Below are 18,230 nucleotides of genomic sequence, written 5' to 3' on the forward strand. Positions count from 1 at the left end.
TCTGATTCACCCGCGCAAATAGCCAAATCCTCCCATGCAGCCCTTGTTAAAAGTAGGTACCGTCATGCCAACTTCTCCTTCAGGTGACGGACTACCATGGATAAATCAACCACCTCTACACCGCATGATGCAGCGTGATTTGATGGGGCTGGTGGACCGTCTGGTCTCGCTTTTAGTTACAAGCACCGCTAATGACAGCCAGTTGCAAACGCTATTTAATTACCTGCTACGATACGGCAATGTTTCTCACGTCAGCGCATTTATCCATGAGGTTGCCGAACGTTCCCCCCATCACAAGGAGAGGTTGATGACAATCGCAGAGAGGCTAAGACAAGAAGGCCACCACCATGGCCTACAAGAAGGGATACAGCAAGGATTAGAACAAGGATTGAACAGGGAGTGCAAAAAGGTACGCAAGAAGAAGCCTTACGTATCGCTCGCATGATGCTGGAAAATGGAATTGATCATAATTTGGTTCAGTTAATTACCGGGCTATTGCCTGGCGATGTTACAGAGTGAGTCAGGTTGGGAAGGTTTGTAGCCTTCCCAATCAATGCTTAAATCGTCAGCGATTCAACCACTTCAATCCAGCCGTGTTCGCTGGCAATATCCTGGCCGTTTAGCCAACGACGCAGCATATTCAGCGCCATCATCGCGCAAACTTCCTGACGAATCGGCAAACTGTAGCGATTAGCGCTAAGCCTTACGCGCAAGGCATGTGTCCCATCCGGGGTTGCCAGCGCAAAGTTAATATGTTCGCTTTCGAATGCCGATACTGCCAGCGCCAGCCCGGCATAGTGTTTGCCGCGTCGCTCGGTAATCCAGTGCGCCGTTTGCGCCAGCGTTTCTTCCTGGGACGGAACCACCTCGCTCGCTAACAGAGGGGCATTAGCGCGCGAGAGCTGGAGTGCAACTAAGCCACCGGTGAACTGTTCGCTCAGCGTCAGACTGTATTGCCGCTCCTGCAACGTGCGGGCGATTTGCGCAGGCAAACCTTCCGTACCTTCGAATATCATATTCTGTCCGGCAACCCGCTTCACCTCAGGCCACAGTGCCAGCATGGCGTCTCGTTGGGAATCCGGCCCGGTCAGCTTCAGCTCAATAATCGGCATCGACGAGCGATAGCCCATTGTTACTCCCGGCGGCAAAGGCAGCGGATCCAGACTCTGCGCCAGGTCACTTTCAGAACGGCCAAAGGTGGTTAATCGCAGGCAGAGCTGTGGTTGAGGCAGAGAAAAACGCTCACGCAAACGCGGCAGAATCTCATGCTCAACCATGACTTTAAATTCCGATGGCACGCCAGGCGTAAAGAACATCAGGCAACGGTTTAGCTTCACTGCGAATCCGCACGCGGTGCCGACAGGATTATTGATAAATTCAGCGCTGGCAGGAAGCTCAGCCTGTTTTCGGTTGCTCGGCGCCATCACGCGGCCACGGTCGCGGAAATAACGCTCCATCTCGGCCAGCCATGCTTCATGCAGTACCAGCCCTTCGCCTTTCGCCGTTGCCGCCGCCTGCGCGCTTAAATCATCGCTGGTTGGCCCCAGACCGCCATTAACGATCAGCACATCGGCGTGTTCGCTACGTTCACGTAAAATAGCGACCAAATCGTCAAGATTGTCCCCTACCGTATTGCGGCGGGTTAACGGTAATCCCTGATTAAAGAAAAAATCAGCCAGCCAGACGGCATTGGTGTCGACGATTTGTCCGTGCAACACTTCATCCCCGGTGGATAGCATCTCCACGTTTAACATCGTGTTCTCCTGCTTTTATGATGAAAACACTATAGCGCATGGAGAGGGGAAGGCGCGACTGAACGCCGCGCCAGAAATATCAGAAGCTGGCGTTAACCCCAACGTACGGACCATCAGCAATCGCGTTATCGCGGTTGCCATCTTTACCCGCCAGGTTCAGGTAGCGATAACCGGCTTCAATGCTCAGCGGGCGCATAATTGTCAGACGCGCACCGGCATTGGCTTCTTCATAACTGTCGATACCGCTGGAAAGCGAATCAGGAGAGTAATAGTACTCACCAAACAGGCGGAAGCTATCGCCAATCGGCCACTGCAGACCGCCACCAACTGCCGCCGCGTAGCCTTCATCACCATCATTAGGATTAGTATAAATACCTTTTCCTCCAACGGTTGCCAGCAACGGACCAAGCGGAATATTCAGACCCAGTCCCAGACCGGCTGCATCGCCGTCGTCATCGTTATGCATCCAGTTACCGCTGACCGCCAGTCCGGTAGACTCAGTTCCCATACCAAACCCAAGGTTGGTGTAATCTTCGCCCGCCTGGCCACTAATGCTAATTGCGCTCGCCGACGCGGAAACAAACAGCATTCCGGCAAAACCCAACATTAAACTTTTTTTCATTTTCTATCCTTTCCAGCAAGAATCAAAACATAGCCCCAAAACCGAGGAATTGTACTGCCAGATGACAAGGAATCAATGAGCTAAAAAAGCGATGCAATGGCATATTGTAACCAAATACTACTTGCAAGTTTGAGTTAAGGTTAAATTCTGCGGCTAATTGCAGAATCGAACGTAGCTACCCCTCGTTTTCAACAAACATCCCTTTCTCCTCAGTTAAAGAAGGGTTAATCGTCACGGAAGCATTTTTTCTGCCGCCAGCAAAAGGTAAGATGGGCACACGATGGAATTCTCAGTATTCCCCTACAAGGATCCGACTTATGCGCCAAAGAACGATTGTTTGTCCATTAATACAAAATAATGGCTGTTATTTACTGTGCAAAATGGCTGATGACCGTGGCGTGTTCCCCGGCCAGTGGGCGCTTTCTGGCGGCGGTGTTGAAGCGGGCGAACGCATCGAAGAAGCATTGCGTCGGGAAGTGAGGGAAGAACTGGGCGAACAGCTCGTGTTATCAGAAATTACCCCATGGACCTTCAGTGATGATATTCGCACCAAAACCTATGCCGATGGCAGCCAGGAAGAGATTTACATGATCTATCTTATCTTTGATTGTGTCGCGGAGAATCGTGAAGTGAACATTAACGAAGAGTTTCAGGCGTTCGCCTGGGTTAAACCGGAAGATCTTGGCACGTACGACTTAAATGTCGCCACGCGTAAGACGTTAACCCTGAAAGGATTACTCTAAGTTATCATTCTAATAGTGGCATAAAATAAACCCTCTGAATTGCGGCATTGCATTGACCTGTCTACGGTAAACAGCAATGCCGTTTACGCCACGCAATTTCTGTAAAATTCATTTGATTTCAAAACAATAAATTAAAAACACCGTTATTTTCCTTTATATCTCGAACCTTAAACTCTTAAGGATAAATTAACCTTCAGTCATTAACCTTTGAAGCCTGATAAATAATTAACGACGCCCCTGTTTATCGCTAAAAATAAAACGTCGGTGCGTTAAATGGCTTGAAGGAATAATGATGTCTGACTTTTTGCCTTTCTCTCGCCCGGCTATGGGAGCTGAAGAGCTTGCCGCAGTGAAGGCGGTTCTGGATTCTGGCTGGATAACCACCGGCCCGCAAAATCAACAGTTGGAAGAAGCCTTCTGCCAGCTCACGGGAAATCAGCATGCCGTTGCCGTCTGCTCCGCCACTGCTGGAATGCACATCACGCTGATGGCGCTGGGCATCGGTGCGGGCGATGAGGTCATCACGCCATCGATGACGTGGGTTTCTACCCTCAATATGATTGTCCTGCTGGGTGCCACACCAGTCATGGTCGATGTTGATCGCGATACGCTCATGGTCACACCGGAGCAGATTGAAGCGGCCATCACGCCACGAACCAAAGCGATTATTCCGGTACATTACGCTGGCGCCCCTGCTGACCTTGACGCGATTTATGCCATTGGCGAACGCTATGGCATTCCGATCATCGAAGATGCGGCGCACGCCGTAGGGACGTTATATAAGGGTCGTCATGTTGGCGCGCGCGGCACCGCTATTTTCTCGTTTCATGCCATCAAAAATATCACCTGTGCGGAGGGTGGGCTGATTGTTACCGATGACGGCCAGCTTGCCCAGCGGCTTCGCAGTCTGAAGTTTCACGGCCTGGGCGTTGATGCTTTCGATCGACAAACCTACGGCCGTGCGCCGCAGGCCGAAGTGTTGGCGCCAGGATACAAATACAACCTCACAGATATCAATGCCGCCATCGCGCTGGTACAGCTGAAGAAGCTGGAACAACTGAACTCGCGCCGCGCACAAATTGCCCAGGAATATCAACAGGCGCTGGCCGATACGCCATTTCAACCGTTGAGCCTGCCCCACTGGTCCCACGTTCACGCCTGGCACCTGTTTATCATTCGTGTTGACGAAGCGCGCTGCGGCCTGAACAGAGATGCCTTAATGGAAGCGCTGAAGGCCAGAAATATCGGCACCGGTCTGCATTTTCGTGCAGCCCATACGCAAAAATATTACCGCGAACGCTTCACCACGCTTTCGCTGCCAAATACAGAATGGAATAGCGCACGCATCTGCTCGCTGCCATTGTTCCCCGATATGACCGCCACCGACACCCAGCGGGTCATTACGGCGCTTCGCGAGATTGCAGGACAATAACTATGTTTGAAGCCACACCGATCAAGAAAGTCTCAGTGGTCATTCCTGTTTTTAACGAACAGGAAAGCCTGCCAGAATTAATCAGACGCACCGGCGCCGCCTGCGAAAAATTGGGCAAAGATTATGAAATCTTGCTGATCGATGACGGCAGCAGCGACCGTTCCGCGCAACTGATGATGGACGCTTCACAGGCGCCGAACAGCCAGATCGTTTCTATTCTGCTGAACCGCAATTACGGCCAGCACTCGGCAATTATGGCCGGTTTCAGCCATGTCACCGGTGACTTGATCATCACGCTGGATGCCGATTTGCAAAATCCGCCGGAAGAGATCCCCCGGCTGGTCGCCACCGCAGATGAAGGTTTCGATGTGGTCGGAACGGTACGCCAGAACCGACAGGACAGCGTATTTCGTAAGACCGCCTCGCGTATGATCAACCACCTGATTCAGCGCACTACCGGTAAAGCGATGGGCGACTACGGCTGCATGCTACGCGCCTATCGTCGCCATATTGTCGATGCCATGCTGCATTGCCAGGAGCGCAGCACCTTTATTCCGATTCTGGCCAACATTTTTGCCCGTCGCGCCACGGAGATCCCGGTGCACCATGCAGAGCGTGAATTTGGTGACTCTAAATACAGCTTCATGCGTCTGATCAACCTGATGTATGACCTGGTGACCTGTCTGACCACCACGCCGTTACGTATGTTGAGCCTGCTCGGCAGCGTGATTGCCGCCACGGGCTTTACGCTGTCCGTTCTGCTTGTTGTGTTACGCCTGACGCTCGGCCCGCAGTGGGCCGCGGAAGGGGTATTCATGCTGTTTGCCGTCCTGTTTACCTTTATCGGCGCACAGTTCATTGGCATGGGTTTACTCGGCGAATATATCGGTCGCATCTATAACGATGTCCGCGCCCGCCCCCGCTATTTTGTTCAACACGTTATCCGCCCACAAACCACGCAGTCAACCGAGGAAAACCGCGCATGAAAGCCGTCGTATTTGCCTATCACGATATGGGATGTCAGGGTGTCCAGGCCTTGTTGGATGCAGGTTATGAAATCGCCGCAATTTTTACGCACACCGACAACCCCGGTGAAAAAGCGTTTTTTGGCTCTGTTTCCCGCCTCGCCGCCAGCGCCGGTATTCCGGTTTACGCCCCGGACGAGGTTAATCATCCTTTGTGGATCGAGCGCATTAGCCAACTGGCACCCGATGTTATCTTCTCGTTCTACTATCGCCATTTACTGAGTGAGGAGATCCTCAGTCTTGCGCCTAAGGGGGCATTTAATCTGCACGGCTCGCTGCTGCCAAAATACCGCGGCCGCGCGCCGCTGAACTGGGTATTGGTCAATGGCGAAACCGAAACCGGCGTCACGCTTCATCGCATGGTCAAACGTGCAGACGCTGGCGCTATTATCGCTCAGCAGTCTGTCGCTATCTCTTCGGATGATGTGGCGTTAACGCTGCACCATAAATTGTGCCAGGCTGCGCGTCAGCTGCTGGAACAGGCGCTGCCCGCGATTAAAACGGGGGATTACGCAGAACGCCCGCAACAGGAAGCAGAGGCTACCTGTTTTGGCCGCCGCACGCCGGAAGATAGCTTCCTGGACTGGAACAAACCTGCCGCAGAGCTGCATAACCAGGTCCGCGCCGTCAGCGATCCATGGCCGGGCGCATTTAGCTATGTCGGCACGCAAAAGTTCACCGTCTGGTCGTCGCGTGTTTGCACAAATGACCTTGCAGCCCAACCGGGCACCGTCATCTCCGTGTCGCCTTTGCTGATCGCCTGTGCCGATGGCGCACTGGAGATTATTACCGGACAAGCTGGCGATGGTATTACGATGCAAGGCTCACAGCTGGCGCAGGTTCTGGGCCTGGTACCCGGTTCTCGTCTGAACAGCCAGTCCGTTACCACCAGCAAACGTCGTACTCGCGTGCTGATCCTTGGCGTTAACGGCTTCATTGGTAACCACCTGACCGAGCGCCTGCTGCAAGAAGACAATTACGAAGTATATGGACTCGATATTGGCAGCGATGCAATTGGGCGTTTCCTGCAACATCCGCGTTTCCATTTCGTCGAAGGCGACATTAGCATTCACTCCGAATGGATTGAATATCATGTGAAAAAATGCGACGTCGTATTGCCGCTGGTGGCGATCGCCACGCCAATCGAATATACCCGCAACCCACTGCGCGTGTTTGAACTCGATTTTGAAGAGAACCTGAAAATCATTCGCTACTGCGTGAAGTACCGTAAGCGCATCATTTTCCCGTCAACCTCCGAAGTCTACGGCATGTGTACCGATAAAGTCTTCGATGAGGACAGCTCGAATCTGATCGTCGGCCCGGTGAATAAACCACGTTGGATCTACTCCGTTTCCAAGCAGTTGCTGGACCGCGTAATCTGGGCATACGGCGAAAAAGAGGGGTTGCGCTTCACCCTGTTCCGTCCGTTTAACTGGATGGGACCGCGTCTGGACAGTCTTAACGCCGCGCGTATCGGTAGCTCACGCGCCATCACCCAATTGATTCTCAATCTGGTGGAAGGCTCACCGATTAAGCTGATTGAAGGCGGCAAGCAAAAGCGCTGTTTTACCGATATTCGCGATGGTATCGAAGCCCTGTACCGCATTATTGAAAATGAAGGAGGACGCTGTGACGGCGAGATTATCAACATCGGTAACCCGGAAAACGAAGCGAGTATTCAGGAACTGGCAGAAATGCTGCTAACCTGCTTTGAAAAACATCCATTACGTCAGCATTTTCCGCCGTTTGCCGGTTTCCGCGACGTCGAAAGCAGCACCTACTATGGTAAAGGTTATCAGGACGTTGAGCACCGTAAGCCCAATATTCGCAACGCAAAACGTTGCCTGAACTGGGAACCCACCATTGAGATGCAGGAAACGGTAGAAGAGACGCTGGACTTCTTCTTACGCAGTGTGGATATCACGGAACACACATCATGACCAAAGTTGGCTTGCGCATTGATGTCGACACATTCAGGGGGACACGCGAAGGCGTGCCCCGCCTGCTGGAGACATTGAACCGACATAACGTTCGGGCAAGTTTTTTCTTTAGCATGGGACCTGACAACATGGGACGCCATCTCTGGCGCCTGGTGAAGCCACAATTTCTGTGGAAGATGCTGCGCTCAAACGCAGCATCGCTCTACGGGTGGGATATTTTGCTGGCGGGTACAGCATGGCCGGGAAAAGAGATCGGCCAGGCCAATGCGGCCATTATTGCGCAAACCGCCCTGCTTCATGAAACCGGTTTGCATGCCTGGGATCACCATGCCTGGCAGGCGCGAAGCGGAAACTGGAATGACAAAGAGCTAATTGATGATATTTCACGTGGCATTACCGCCCTTGAAGCTATCATCAATCAGCCCGTTACCTGCTCCGCCGTTGCCGGATGGCGTGCCGACGACCGCGTCGTCCATGCCAAAGAAACGTTCCATCTGCGCTATAACAGCGACTGTCGTGGAACGTCGTTATTCCGTCCTGTGCTGGCGTCCGGGAAAACAGGTACGCCGCAAATTCCTGTCACATTACCCACATGGGATGAAGTGGTGGGTCAAGAGGTTCAGGCGGTGGACTTTAATGCTTATATTCTCTCCCACATCCAGATGAGCAGAGAGACACCGGTGTACACCATTCATGCAGAAGTGGAAGGTATTGCCTTTCAGCAGAATTTTGACGAATTGCTCACTCGTGCTGCCGACATGGGGATTACGTTTTGCCCGCTCGGGGATCTGCTACCGGACGATATCAGTGCGCTGCCAACCGGGCGGATCGTGCGTGGGAAGATTCCCGGCAGAGAGGGATGGATCGGCTGTCAGCAACCCGTGGATATGACACAATGAAATCGGTACGTAACGCCCTGGCATTTATCGCTTTTATCGCGCTGTATTTTATTTTACCTATTAATAGTCGTCTGCTGTGGCAGCCTGATGAAACGCGCTATGCCGAAATCAGTCGGGAGACGCTGACCTCTGGCGACTGGATCGTTCCGCACTTTTTAGGGCTGCGTTATTTTGAAAAACCGATTGCCGGATACTGGTTGAACAGCATCGGGCAATGGCTGTTTGGCGCCAATAATTTTGGCGTCAGAGCGGGCGCTATTTTTGCCACCTTGCTGACGGCGCTACTGGTAGCCTGGCTTGCCATGCGGATGTGGCAGGATAAGCGTACCGCCGTACTCTCTTCAGTTATCTTTTTAACCTTTTTTTCGGTCTATAGCATCGGTACCTACGCGGTACTCGATCCTATGATCGCACTCTGGCTGATGGCGGGCATGTGCTGCTTTTGGGAGGGGATGCTGGCCACTACCAGTACACGCAAAATCGTTGCCTTTCTGCTGTTAGGGCTAACCTGCGGCATGGGCGTAATGACCAAGGGTTTCCTGGCGCTTGCTGTTCCCGTGCTCAGCGTACTGCCGTGGGTTTTCGTGCAAAAACGCTGGAAAGACCTGATCGTCTACGGCCTGCTGGCAGTCGTCGGCTGCGTCGTGATTGTGCTGCCTTGGGGAGTAGCGATTGCTCAGCGTGAGCCGGACTTCTGGCATTACTTTTTCTGGGTCGAACACATTCAACGCTTCGCCCAGGATGATGCCCAACATAAGGCCCCTGTCTGGTACTACATTCCCGTGCTTTTGGCTGGCGCGTTACCGTGGCTCGGGCTGCTTCCCGGCGCACTGCGTACGGGCTGGCGGGAACGCGATGTTCCGCGCAGCACACTATACCTGCTAAGCTGGATTATCATGCCGATCCTGTTTTTCAGCATCGCAAAAGGAAAACTGCCGACCTATATTCTTTCCTGCTTCGCGCCGCTGGCGATATTAACGGCGCGTTTTGGCCTGCAGGCCGCGCAAAAAGGTTCAGCCGCGCTGCGTGTGAATGGCTGGATCAACGTTCTGTTTGGTGTGGTAGGCATTATCGCCACGTTTATTGTTTCCACGCTGGGACCGTTGAAAACGCCTATCTGGTCGCATATCGAAACCTATAAGGTTTTTTGTGCATGGGGTATTTTTCTCACCTGGACGCTCTTTGGCTGGTATACGTTAAATAACCGCGAGAAGAACTGGCAATTTGCCGCGTTTTGCCCATTAGGACTGGCGCTGTTGTTTGGCTTCTCCATTCCCGATCGGGTCATGGAATCTAAACAACCGCAGTTTTTTGTCGAGATGACCAAAGAGTCGCTGGAATCCAGCCGCTATATTCTCACCGACAGCGTTGGCGTCGCTGCGGGGCTGGCCTGGAGCCTGAAGCGTGACGACATCATGCTATACGGACAAACAGGCGAGTTGAAATACGGCCTCAGCTATCCGGATGCCCAAGGGCGCTTTGTCAGTCGGACGGACTTTGTCGACTGGTTAGCCCAACACCGTCAGCAAGGAAATATTACCCTCGTGCTCTCGATTGATAAGAATGAAGATATTAATCAACTAGCCATTCCTCCCGCTGATTATATCGATAACCAGGGGCGTCTGGTCCTGATTCAGTATCGGCCGAAATGATCTGGATAGTATTAATTTTCGCCAGCCTGCTCAGCGTATGCGGACAGTTATGCCAGAAGCAGGCAACGCGTCCGGTACCTTCAGGCAGGCGAAAACGCCATATTACGCAATGGATTGGGCTGGCCCTGGCAAGCCTCGGCCTGGCTATGCTGCTCTGGCTGGTGGTGTTGCAGAATATCCCTGTTGGCATCGCCTATCCCATGCTGAGCCTGAATTTTGTCTGGGTGACGCTGGCCGCCTGGAAAATCTGGCGCGAACCGGTCGCAACGCGCCACTGGCTGGGTGTGGGGCTGATAATCGCCGGCATATTCATTCTTGGGAGCGCGGTGTAATGGGCATTTTTTGGGGATTATGTAGCGTTATTATCACCTCGGCTGCCCAGCTAAGTCTCGGCTTTGCGATGGATAACCTGCCGCCGATGTTGCAACCGCTGAAATTTCTCTCCGCCGTATTCGCTCTCAACGCTGGCGCATTGGCTCTTTTTAGTGGGCTGGCGGGATATTTACTGTCGGTAATTTGCTGGCATAAGGCCCTGCACCAGCTCGCCCTGAGCAAGGCTTATGCCCTGCTCAGCCTCAGCTATGTGCTGGTTTGGGTCGCATCAATGATTCTGCCCGGCTGGCAGGGAACATTTTCAGTGAAGGCGCTGGTTGGGGTACTGTGCATCATGGCGGGTTTAATGACGATTTTTCTGCCTGCTGACCAGCACCGGCGCTGAGCTCATTTATCTGCCGACAGTCGTAACAGGCGCTCCCATTCGTCACAAATGTACTGTCTGGCATCGATTATTTTAATCACACGGGATGCATCACGATTAACACAATACTGTGCGTCTTTCAGCGGTGAAAGGAGATCCCCGGGCTTAACCCGTTCGGAAGATTGCGCTTCAGCAAGCATCTTAAGCGAACCACCGCTATCGCAAAGTACGATATAGAGCCTCCCTGCTTTCTTGTGACAGCAAGACTTCTTCACATGCCATTCCATAGCGCACCTTTTGTTAATGAATTTCACATCAGGTTACACTTTAGCTGATAAACAAAACGACAATAGCGACGGAATGGCAAAAATGAGAAATGTAATTAATATTTTCTTAATGTTAATGATGAAGCACTTACCCAATCCGCCAACGCGCGACGAGAGATTTTAATCCCTCCGGCTTTCAGTTCAGGTGGCAACGTCAGCCAACATACCGGTTGCTGAAAACGGGCCAGCTTATCTTTAACCCACTCTGCAAGATTGGCATCGCCAGCGTTGGTGTCATACTCAACGACCGCCACCGGACGATGACCAAACTCTTTATCTTCTAACGGGACAATAAAGGCCTGCAGAACCTGCGGATGCGCTGCAATCACGCGTTCCACTTCTTCTGGCTGTATGCCTTCCCCACCGCTAAAAAACAGATTGTCCATACGACCGATAATGGTTAACTTGCCGTCCTTTAACACCCCACGATCGCGGGTAGCAAACCACCCTTCCGCGTTCACTAAAGGAATAAGCTGTCCGTTACGCCAGTAACCTTGCGCCATGCTGGCCGCACGCAGCCAGACTTCGTCATCCACGATTCTGACTTCTCTGCCCGCTAAGGCTGAACCGACATCAGCCAGACCATCCGCCTCTTTCGCACAAACGGTGGAAGCGAATTCCGTCAGTCCATAACCGCACCAGCAGCGAATCCCCTGATCGCGCGCCTGCTCCGTCAACTCAACAGGAATAGCTGCGCCGCCCAGCAGCACCGCTTTGAGCGTGACCGGCGTTTTATTGACCAACAAGCGCCACAACTGTGTGGGGACCAACGAGGCATGGGTGCAGCCGACCAGCATTTGCTCCAGCGGCTGCTTGTCGCGCACGGTCATTCGCGCCCCGGCAAACAACCAGCGCCATAAAATACCCTGGCCGGAAACATGAAACAGCGGCAATGAAAGCAGCCAGTCATCTTCAGCGCCAAACGGCATTAATGACAGCACGCCCTGCGCGCTTGCCAGATGTGCCTGACAGGTGTGAACCGCCGCTTTCGGCAATCCGGTGGAACCTGAGGTTAACGTCATTGTGCTCAAGCGCTGAGGCGACCACGCGGCGGCATGTGCGCCTGGCAGCGCCTGCATCTGCAACGGTTCCAGCCCGGGAAACGCGTTAGCGGCCTCCAGATCCAGGGCAAAACGTAGCGTTAAGTCCGGGACCAGCGCATCAAGCAGCGATTGAGGCAACTGTGGGTTCACAGGTAAAACCCGCGCCCCACATTGCAACAGCGCGATCCAGGCCAGCAAGGCTCGCGGATGATTCCATGCGCGGAGCAGGACGCCATCGCCCTCTTCCACGCCCTGAGCGGCAAAGCCGCTGGCCAGATGATCGACGCGGGTACAGAGCTCACTCCAGCTTAATACTTCATCGTTGAGGCGCAGCGCTGGCGCCTGCGCACGAACCTGCCGCCAGTCGCGCCAGGGCCAGTCAGTGCCCGCTAAGCTTGCGCTAGCGGGCGTTTCCCATGAGGTCATAGCAGGCGTTCCAGCGCATCAACGGCAATACACGGCAACGCGCTACCCGGCCAGGTGCGTACCTGCTGGCACTGCATCAGACTCAGCGTGTCCAGACCCGGAATGGTCTGCGGCGTCAGCCAGGCGGCAATTCTCGCCAGTTGGGTTAAGCCAAGACTCGACTCAATAGATGAACTGATAACGGCGGTGAGACCAAGCGCATGCGCTGCTGCAACCTGTTCATGCACTTTGTCGAGACTACCGGTCAGCGTAGGTTTGATAACCACAGCCTTGACGCCCTCTTCGGCTTCAAAGGTGAAATCCGCTTCACGCAGACTTTCGTCCCAGGCGATAGCGATGCCGGTTTCACGTGCGAATGCGCGTGAGTCATCGCGCGTTTTACATGGTTCTTCAAGGAAGGCAATGCGTCCGCGATACTCTGGATTGACGTATTTCGCGAACTGTTGGGCTTTCAACGGCGTCCAGGCGCGGTTGGCGTCGAGTCGCAGATGCAGCTCCGGAATCGCCTCGAGCAGCAGATTGGCTACCATTCCGTCACGAACCGCTTCATACAGCCCAACCTTGATCTTGGCGACTTTTTCGCCCGGCATATCCGCCAGTTGCAGCACCAAATCGTCAGGATCGCCCGTACACAGAGGAGCAGCACGATAGTCTGCAGCCTCCGGCAGAGCGTCAGCCAGTTCGGCCAGCGCACAGCTTGCGCCAAAAGCGACAGAAGGCAGCTGTGGTAAAGAATCATCCCCTTGCAACCAGCCTTGTACCCAGGACAGCAGCTCGGTTTGCGCCTCTTCCCAGCTTTCCTGACTGAAGCCCGGCAGCGGGGAGATCTCTCCCCACCCTTCATGCTCGCCGTCACGCAGACAAACATACAACCCGTCACGCGTTTTTAACCGCCTGTCGCGCAGAATCACCCCCGCGTCCATGGGGATCTGCCAGCGGTATACCTGCGCGCTACGCATTACGGATTCCGTTTGAATTTGCTGAAGTCAGGCTGACGTTTCTGGTTAAAGGCGTTACGACCTTCCTGACCTTCTTCCGTCATGTAGAACAGCATGGTGGCGTTACCGGCCAGTTCTTGCAGACCTGCCTGTCCATCGCAGTCGGCGTTCAGTGCCGCTTTCAGGCAACGCAGCGCCATCGGGCTGTTTTGCAGCATCTCACGGCACCAGCGTACGGTCTCTTTCTCCAGATCCGCCAGCGGAACCACGGTGTTGACCAGGCCCATGTCCAGCGCCTGCTGCGCATCGTACTGACGGCACAGGAACCAGATTTCACGCGCTTTTTTCTGACCCACGATACGGGCCATGTAAGAGGCACCCCAACCACCGTCGAAGGAACCCACTTTCGGGCCGGTCTGACCAAAGATGGCGTTTTCCGCCGCAATGGTCAGGTCACACATCATGTGCAGCACGTGGCCGCCGCCGATGGAGTACCCTGCTACCATCGCCACGACCGGTTTCGGACAGGTACGAATCTGACGCTGGAAGTCCAGCACGTTCAGGTGATGCACACCGGCGTCATCCTGGTATCCGCCGTAATCGCCACGCACTTTCTGATCGCCACCTGAGCAAAACGCTTTGTCACCCGCACCGGTCAGAATGATCACACCGATGTTGTCGTCATAGCGGGCATCCGCCAGCGCCTGGATCATCTCTTTTACGGTAACAGGACGGAAAGCATTGCGTACCTGTGGACGATTAATGGTGATTTTGGCGATACCGTCGGTGGATTTCTCGTAGAGAATGTCGGTATAGCCCGCAGAGCAATCGTGCCATTCTACCGGTGCGTAAAGCATTGTTTCATCAGGATAGATCATAAAATGTCCTATAGTCAGCGACGCAGAATCTGAGCCAGACAGTTCACCACGCCAGCGGGATTATCCCGATGCGCGTTGTGTCCGGCATTACGAATCACATGGTTTGGTACTGACATTTCCGTCGCCAGCGCGCGGAATTTATCGTCACGTTCACCACATAAATAATAAAACGGAAATGTGCGCGCAGTGAGTTGCGCACGTAAATCAGGTTGTACGGCAAGCGAGGTGGCCTCCAGCATCGCCGCCAGCGTATGCCCGTTATTCTGGCTACGCAGATCGACCAGCGCCTCTCTTTGCGCCGCATTCAGCGAGGAAAATACCGGCTGTTGATACCAGTCATTAAATACCTCACGCAGCGGCTCAGCGCGAAAACGCGCGGCCCAGCGGCCATCTGAAAGACGACGTTGAACGCGTGCCTCCTCGCTTTGCAAGCCAGGATGTCCACCTTCAACGACCAGACCGCAAAGTCCGGGCATCTCCTGACAGGCCGCCATCATCGCGACTCTGCCGCCAAGAGAGTATCCCACCAGCCAGTAGCTAAGTATGTTGTAACTAAGCAAGGTATTACGCAATAACGCACAGACATCATTGAACCCGCTCACCTTAATCTCGGCGGAACCGCCGTGTCCCGGCAGGTCGATATATAGCCGCGAATAATCCTGAAACGCTTCGCCGACCGTGTGCCATTCCCGACAGTCGCCGGAGAAACCGTGCAGGAAAACCAGCCAGGGTGCTCCACTCTGGCTTACGGTCGCCTGGGCATGCAGGATCATAGATGGCTTACCTGCGCCAGCAGTTGCTGCAGGGTTTGCGCCCCGTCAGTTTCGTTCACCACCAGCTCAATCACCGTTGCCGCAGGAGTACGCCAGGCATTTGTCAACGCGCTCTCCAGTTGCTCCCAGTTTTCTGGGCGCTGATATTTAAGGTTAAACATGGCTGCGGCATGCTCAAAGTGCACGTTCTGCGGCATAAGATAGAACCGTTCACGTTCACTTGCCGGCGTCGGTAGCAGGGAAAATATCTGCCCACCGTTATTATTGACCACTATCAGGACAAACGGCGCGGAAACCTGACGCAATAACGCCAGCGCGTTGAGGTCATACAGTGCAGATAAATCGCCGACGATAGCCAACGTTGATTTTGCGCTGGCGCGCTGTACCCCCGCCGCCGTTGACAGCAGACCGTCAATGCCGCTCGCGCCGCGGTTGCTATAGACCGGGAAACCAGCCGGAAGCTGCGACAGTGCATCAATCAGGCGCACCACCAGACTGTTACCCACGAACAGTTGCCCTTGTTCGGGCAGATACTCGTGAATACGATGCGCTAATTGCGCTTCACCAAACACGTCGCGACGGGCTTCTACCGCCTGCCACGCCAGTTGCGCCAGACGCGGGATTTCCACGCACCAGGGTTGGCGTTTTTCCGCCGGATGCAGATCCAGCCAGTCACCAACCTTCGCCACCAGCCTGCGTCCACGATGATGCGCCGGATCGAGGCGACCTTCGATATTATCGACAATCCAGTATTCCTGCGGATCGCAACTGGCCTGCCATTGCAGGAGTCGTTTTCCGGTCAGGCTACTGCCAAGCTGCACCACTATCTGCGCCTGCTGTAACTCAGTCACCGCCTTCGCATTCCCCAACCACAGGTCAGCACACGGCAGGGGTTGTCCGGTTTGCGACAACACATCGCCAATCAGCGGCCAGCCAAGCATCTGCGCCCATTGCGCAACTTTCTTGCCCTCTTCCGCACTCATACGACCGGCAATGACTACGCCGCGCTTTTGTCGCCAGAAAAACCAGTCACGTTGTTTGTCGCTTTCCAGCCGACGCGCTTCACGTAGCCAGGGTTTATCATCCTGCCACCAGTCGCCGAGGCGCTGCTGCCAGGCGATCCCCGTTTCGTCCATGTCGCCATACAGCGGTTCCGCAAATGGGCAATTAATATGAACCGCTCCGCTATGCAGCGCGGCCAGGGCATTATCAATGGTAGACACCAGCCAGCTTGCCGGAATGTCCTGAGTTGGACGCGGTAAGGAGAGCGTTTGCGACGGATGAGAAGCAAACATGCCGGCCTGACGAATCGCCTGATTAGCGCCACAGTCAATAAGTTCTGGCGGTCGGTCAGCCGTGAGTAAAATCAGTTTTTCACCGGTCAGGCCCGCTTCAATCAATGCGGGATACAGGTTCGCCACCGCCGTACCGGACGTGACAATCACGGCGACAGGCTGGCGACTCACTTTTGCCAGACCTAAGGCCAGATGCCCAAGACCACGCTCATCAAAATGGGTATGGTGGATGAAAGCAGGATTTTCCGCGGCTGCCAGCGTCAACGGTGTAGAACGAGAGCCAGGGGCAATGCAGATATGCCTGACGCCGTGGCGAGTGAGTGCTTCCAGTATGACCGCCGCCCAGCGTCGGTTAAATGCGCTTACTGACATGAGATTGTCCGGTATCAATATTGCGACACAGTATAAAGAATCGAATAAATGGATTTTTGATATGAGTCGGTAATATACAACTCATTACCCTTCCATCTGTAATAAAGTGCGCAGTCCTGCCGCTTTATTGTCTATTTCTTGCCATTCTTGCTCAGGATCTGAACCACGCACGATCCCCGCGCCGGCATACAGCCGGACCACGTTGGCGTTAATTTTCGCCGAACGTAATGACACGCAGAATTCACTTTGGCGCAGAGAAAGATAACCCGCAGAGCCGGCATACCACTCGCGTTCAAAGGGTTCATTTTGCTGGATAAATTCGCGCGCCAGCTCACGCGGAATGCCTGCAACTGCCGCAGTAGGCTGGAGCTGCATCAGGCAAAGCGTATCGTCGGCCTGATTCAGTTCCGTCCAGATACAACGGCGTAGATGCTGCACCTTGCGCAGTCTGAGCACCTGCGGGGGGAGCACATCAAGGGTTTGCGTACAGCTTTGCAGCCGCTGGCAAATATCTTCGACCACCAGCATATTCTCACGCTGGTTTTTATCATCTTTCATCAACCAGTCGCCTAACTGCCAGGCGCGATGATCCTCAGCGTGATTGGCAACGGTTCCGGCCAGCGCTTCGGTGCGCAGCGCCGTATCACGCCGCCGATACAAACGTTCAGGGGAAGAGCCAAGAAAAGCGGAGTCGGCAGAGAATGCCATAAAGAAATGGTAGCAGTTGAGGTTCAGGCGACGGCTGGAAGCCATCACCGCAGCGGCATTCACCGACTGTGAAAACTGTAAATCTGTCGCTCGCGCCAGCACAACTTTGTCGAGTTCTTCGCCATTGATGGTGTGCGTGGCAAGTTTTATCAGGTCTATCCAGCCGGATTTATCTGGCCAGTGTTGTTCTCCCGTCAAACTCAAACGCAACGCGGGCAACGGTTTAACATTGGCCAGCGTGGAGATAAATTCAACCGCGCGTGCGGCGTCTTCACGCAGCGAAACATCGCTGTACAGGTGTAGCCGTAAGCTTGCCACCCCGGCGCAGCGTCGCCATTCCAGTCGCGGTAACAACAAATTGCCGTGCCGGGGCTCGAACGCATTAAGGCCCCAGATACGCAGGTCAGGTTGGTTGTCGTGCTGACGTAAAAACTGTTGAGCGGATGCCAGCGAGGAAAACGTGGCAACGGCACCCAGCACAGCGGCTTCTTCGTCGCCGTTACGCTGCTGCCAGTAAAACTGGGGCCAGACGGGTTGACTGGCCAGCCATCCTAAAGCGTCAAACGCATCGTTCAGAGGGAAAGGTATGTCGTAAATACGAATTCCAGGTGCTGCCGGTATCTCTTGCGACAAATGACGCATCAGACCTTCCAGCGCAGTAGTGATTGATTGCACGCGGACCTCTCCCTGTTAAAAACCTCTTATTA

18 protein-coding genes are annotated in these 18,230 nt (G+C 54.1%); 9 read left to right on the forward strand and 9 right to left on the reverse strand.

The annotated features are described in order from the left end of the window. The first annotated feature begins 64 nt into the window (after window positions 1-64). Window positions 65-445, forward strand: coding sequence for a hypothetical protein (locus FDX04_RS24575; RefSeq protein ID WP_371415457.1), 381 nt, complete (start codon window positions 65-67; stop codon window positions 443-445). Between the two features lie 112 nt (window positions 446-557). Here FDX04_RS24575 and FDX04_RS22680 read toward each other — a convergent pair whose 3' ends face one another. Together FDX04_RS22680 and FDX04_RS22685 are read right to left on the reverse strand one after the other, a co-directional pair. Continuing rightward, on the reverse strand, window positions 558-1,754 hold the full coding sequence (locus tag FDX04_RS22680; protein WP_137360945.1) for a nicotinamide mononucleotide deamidase-related protein YfaY: 1,197 nt from the start codon (window positions 1,752-1,754) through the stop codon (window positions 558-560). Window positions 1,755-1,833: 79 nt separating this feature from the next. Continuing rightward, window positions 1,834-2,376 carry a YfaZ family outer membrane protein gene (locus FDX04_RS22685; RefSeq protein ID WP_038642254.1) on the reverse strand — a complete coding sequence of 181 codons (543 nt, stop codon included), beginning with the start codon at window positions 2,374-2,376 and terminating at the stop codon, window positions 1,834-1,836. A gap of 317 nt (window positions 2,377-2,693) precedes the next feature. Between FDX04_RS22685 and nudI the strand changes: the two genes are divergently transcribed. From nudI to arnF, 8 genes are all read left to right on the forward strand, one after another. Further along, entirely contained in the window at window positions 2,694-3,119 is a 426-nt protein-coding gene (gene nudI / locus FDX04_RS22690) for a nucleoside triphosphatase NudI (protein ID WP_042307139.1), read from the forward strand. Window positions 3,120-3,411: 292 nt separating this feature from the next. Beyond that, a complete protein-coding gene (arnB, locus tag FDX04_RS22695) occupies window positions 3,412-4,551 on the forward strand; it encodes a UDP-4-amino-4-deoxy-L-arabinose aminotransferase (protein ID WP_137360997.1) in 1,140 nt (379 codons plus the stop codon). A gap of 2 nt (window positions 4,552-4,553) precedes the next feature. Next, window positions 4,554-5,537, forward strand: coding sequence for an undecaprenyl-phosphate 4-deoxy-4-formamido-L-arabinose transferase (gene arnC, locus FDX04_RS22700; protein ID WP_137360946.1), 984 nt, complete (start codon window positions 4,554-4,556; stop codon window positions 5,535-5,537). Continuing rightward, a complete protein-coding gene (gene arnA / locus FDX04_RS22705) occupies window positions 5,534-7,516 on the forward strand; it encodes a bifunctional UDP-4-amino-4-deoxy-L-arabinose formyltransferase/UDP-glucuronic acid oxidase ArnA (protein WP_137360947.1) in 1,983 nt (660 codons plus the stop codon). Before arnC ends, arnA begins: the two co-directional genes overlap by 4 nt. Then, window positions 7,513-8,415 carry a 4-deoxy-4-formamido-L-arabinose-phosphoundecaprenol deformylase gene (gene arnD, locus FDX04_RS22710; protein ID WP_137360948.1) on the forward strand — a complete coding sequence of 301 codons (903 nt, stop codon included), beginning with the start codon at window positions 7,513-7,515 and terminating at the stop codon, window positions 8,413-8,415. The genes arnA and arnD overlap by 4 nt, the downstream gene beginning before the upstream one ends. Continuing rightward, window positions 8,412-10,067, forward strand: a complete 1,656-nt coding sequence (arnT, locus tag FDX04_RS22715) for a lipid IV(A) 4-amino-4-deoxy-L-arabinosyltransferase (RefSeq protein ID WP_137371499.1) — start codon at window positions 8,412-8,414, stop codon at window positions 10,065-10,067. Before arnD ends, arnT begins: the two co-directional genes overlap by 4 nt. Further along, complete coding sequence (gene arnE / locus FDX04_RS22720; protein WP_042307126.1) at window positions 10,064-10,399, forward strand: 4-amino-4-deoxy-L-arabinose-phosphoundecaprenol flippase subunit ArnE; 336 nt, start codon at window positions 10,064-10,066, stop codon at window positions 10,397-10,399. The genes arnT and arnE overlap by 4 nt, the downstream gene beginning before the upstream one ends. After that, complete coding sequence (arnF, locus tag FDX04_RS22725; RefSeq protein ID WP_137360950.1) at window positions 10,399-10,785, forward strand: 4-amino-4-deoxy-L-arabinose-phosphoundecaprenol flippase subunit ArnF; 387 nt, start codon at window positions 10,399-10,401, stop codon at window positions 10,783-10,785. The genes arnE and arnF overlap by 1 nt, the downstream gene beginning before the upstream one ends. A gap of 2 nt (window positions 10,786-10,787) precedes the next feature. On the opposite strand, the gene pmrD is transcribed toward arnF, so the two are convergent. The 7 genes from pmrD to menF all read right to left on the reverse strand — a co-directional run bounded on the left by pmrD (window position 10,788) and on the right by menF (window position 18,198). After that, window positions 10,788-11,051 carry a signal transduction protein PmrD gene (gene pmrD, locus FDX04_RS22730; RefSeq protein ID WP_042307121.1) on the reverse strand — a complete coding sequence of 88 codons (264 nt, stop codon included), beginning with the start codon at window positions 11,049-11,051 and terminating at the stop codon, window positions 10,788-10,790. A 95-nt stretch (window positions 11,052-11,146) separates the two neighbouring features. After that, window positions 11,147-12,559 (reverse strand): o-succinylbenzoate--CoA ligase, encoded by a 1,413-nt coding sequence (gene menE / locus FDX04_RS22735; RefSeq protein WP_137360951.1) that lies wholly within the window; start codon window positions 12,557-12,559, stop codon window positions 11,147-11,149. After that, window positions 12,556-13,518, reverse strand: coding sequence for an o-succinylbenzoate synthase (gene menC, locus FDX04_RS22740; protein ID WP_137360952.1), 963 nt, complete (start codon window positions 13,516-13,518; stop codon window positions 12,556-12,558). Before menC ends, menE begins: the two co-directional genes overlap by 4 nt. Beyond that, a complete protein-coding gene (menB, locus tag FDX04_RS22745; protein ID WP_137371500.1) occupies window positions 13,518-14,375 on the reverse strand; it encodes a 1,4-dihydroxy-2-naphthoyl-CoA synthase in 858 nt (285 codons plus the stop codon). The genes menC and menB overlap by 1 nt, the downstream gene beginning before the upstream one ends. A 14-nt stretch (window positions 14,376-14,389) precedes the next feature. Then, window positions 14,390-15,148 carry a 2-succinyl-6-hydroxy-2,4-cyclohexadiene-1-carboxylate synthase gene (gene menH, locus FDX04_RS22750; protein WP_137371501.1) on the reverse strand — a complete coding sequence of 253 codons (759 nt, stop codon included), beginning with the start codon at window positions 15,146-15,148 and terminating at the stop codon, window positions 14,390-14,392. Then, the gene (menD, locus tag FDX04_RS22755) at window positions 15,145-16,815 is read right to left on the reverse strand and encodes a 2-succinyl-5-enolpyruvyl-6-hydroxy-3-cyclohexene-1-carboxylic-acid synthase (protein WP_038642282.1); all 1,671 of its coding nucleotides are present in this window, start codon (window positions 16,813-16,815) and stop codon (window positions 15,145-15,147) included. The genes menH and menD overlap by 4 nt, the downstream gene beginning before the upstream one ends. 84 nt (window positions 16,816-16,899) lie before the next feature. Further along, a complete protein-coding gene (gene menF, locus FDX04_RS22760) occupies window positions 16,900-18,198 on the reverse strand; it encodes an isochorismate synthase MenF (RefSeq protein ID WP_137360954.1) in 1,299 nt (432 codons plus the stop codon). Window positions 18,199-18,230: the final 32 nt, after the last annotated feature.

It is taken from the genome of Citrobacter sp. wls615 (assembly GCF_005281355.1).
In the GTDB taxonomy this organism is placed as follows: domain Bacteria; phylum Pseudomonadota; class Gammaproteobacteria; order Enterobacterales; family Enterobacteriaceae; genus Citrobacter; species Citrobacter werkmanii.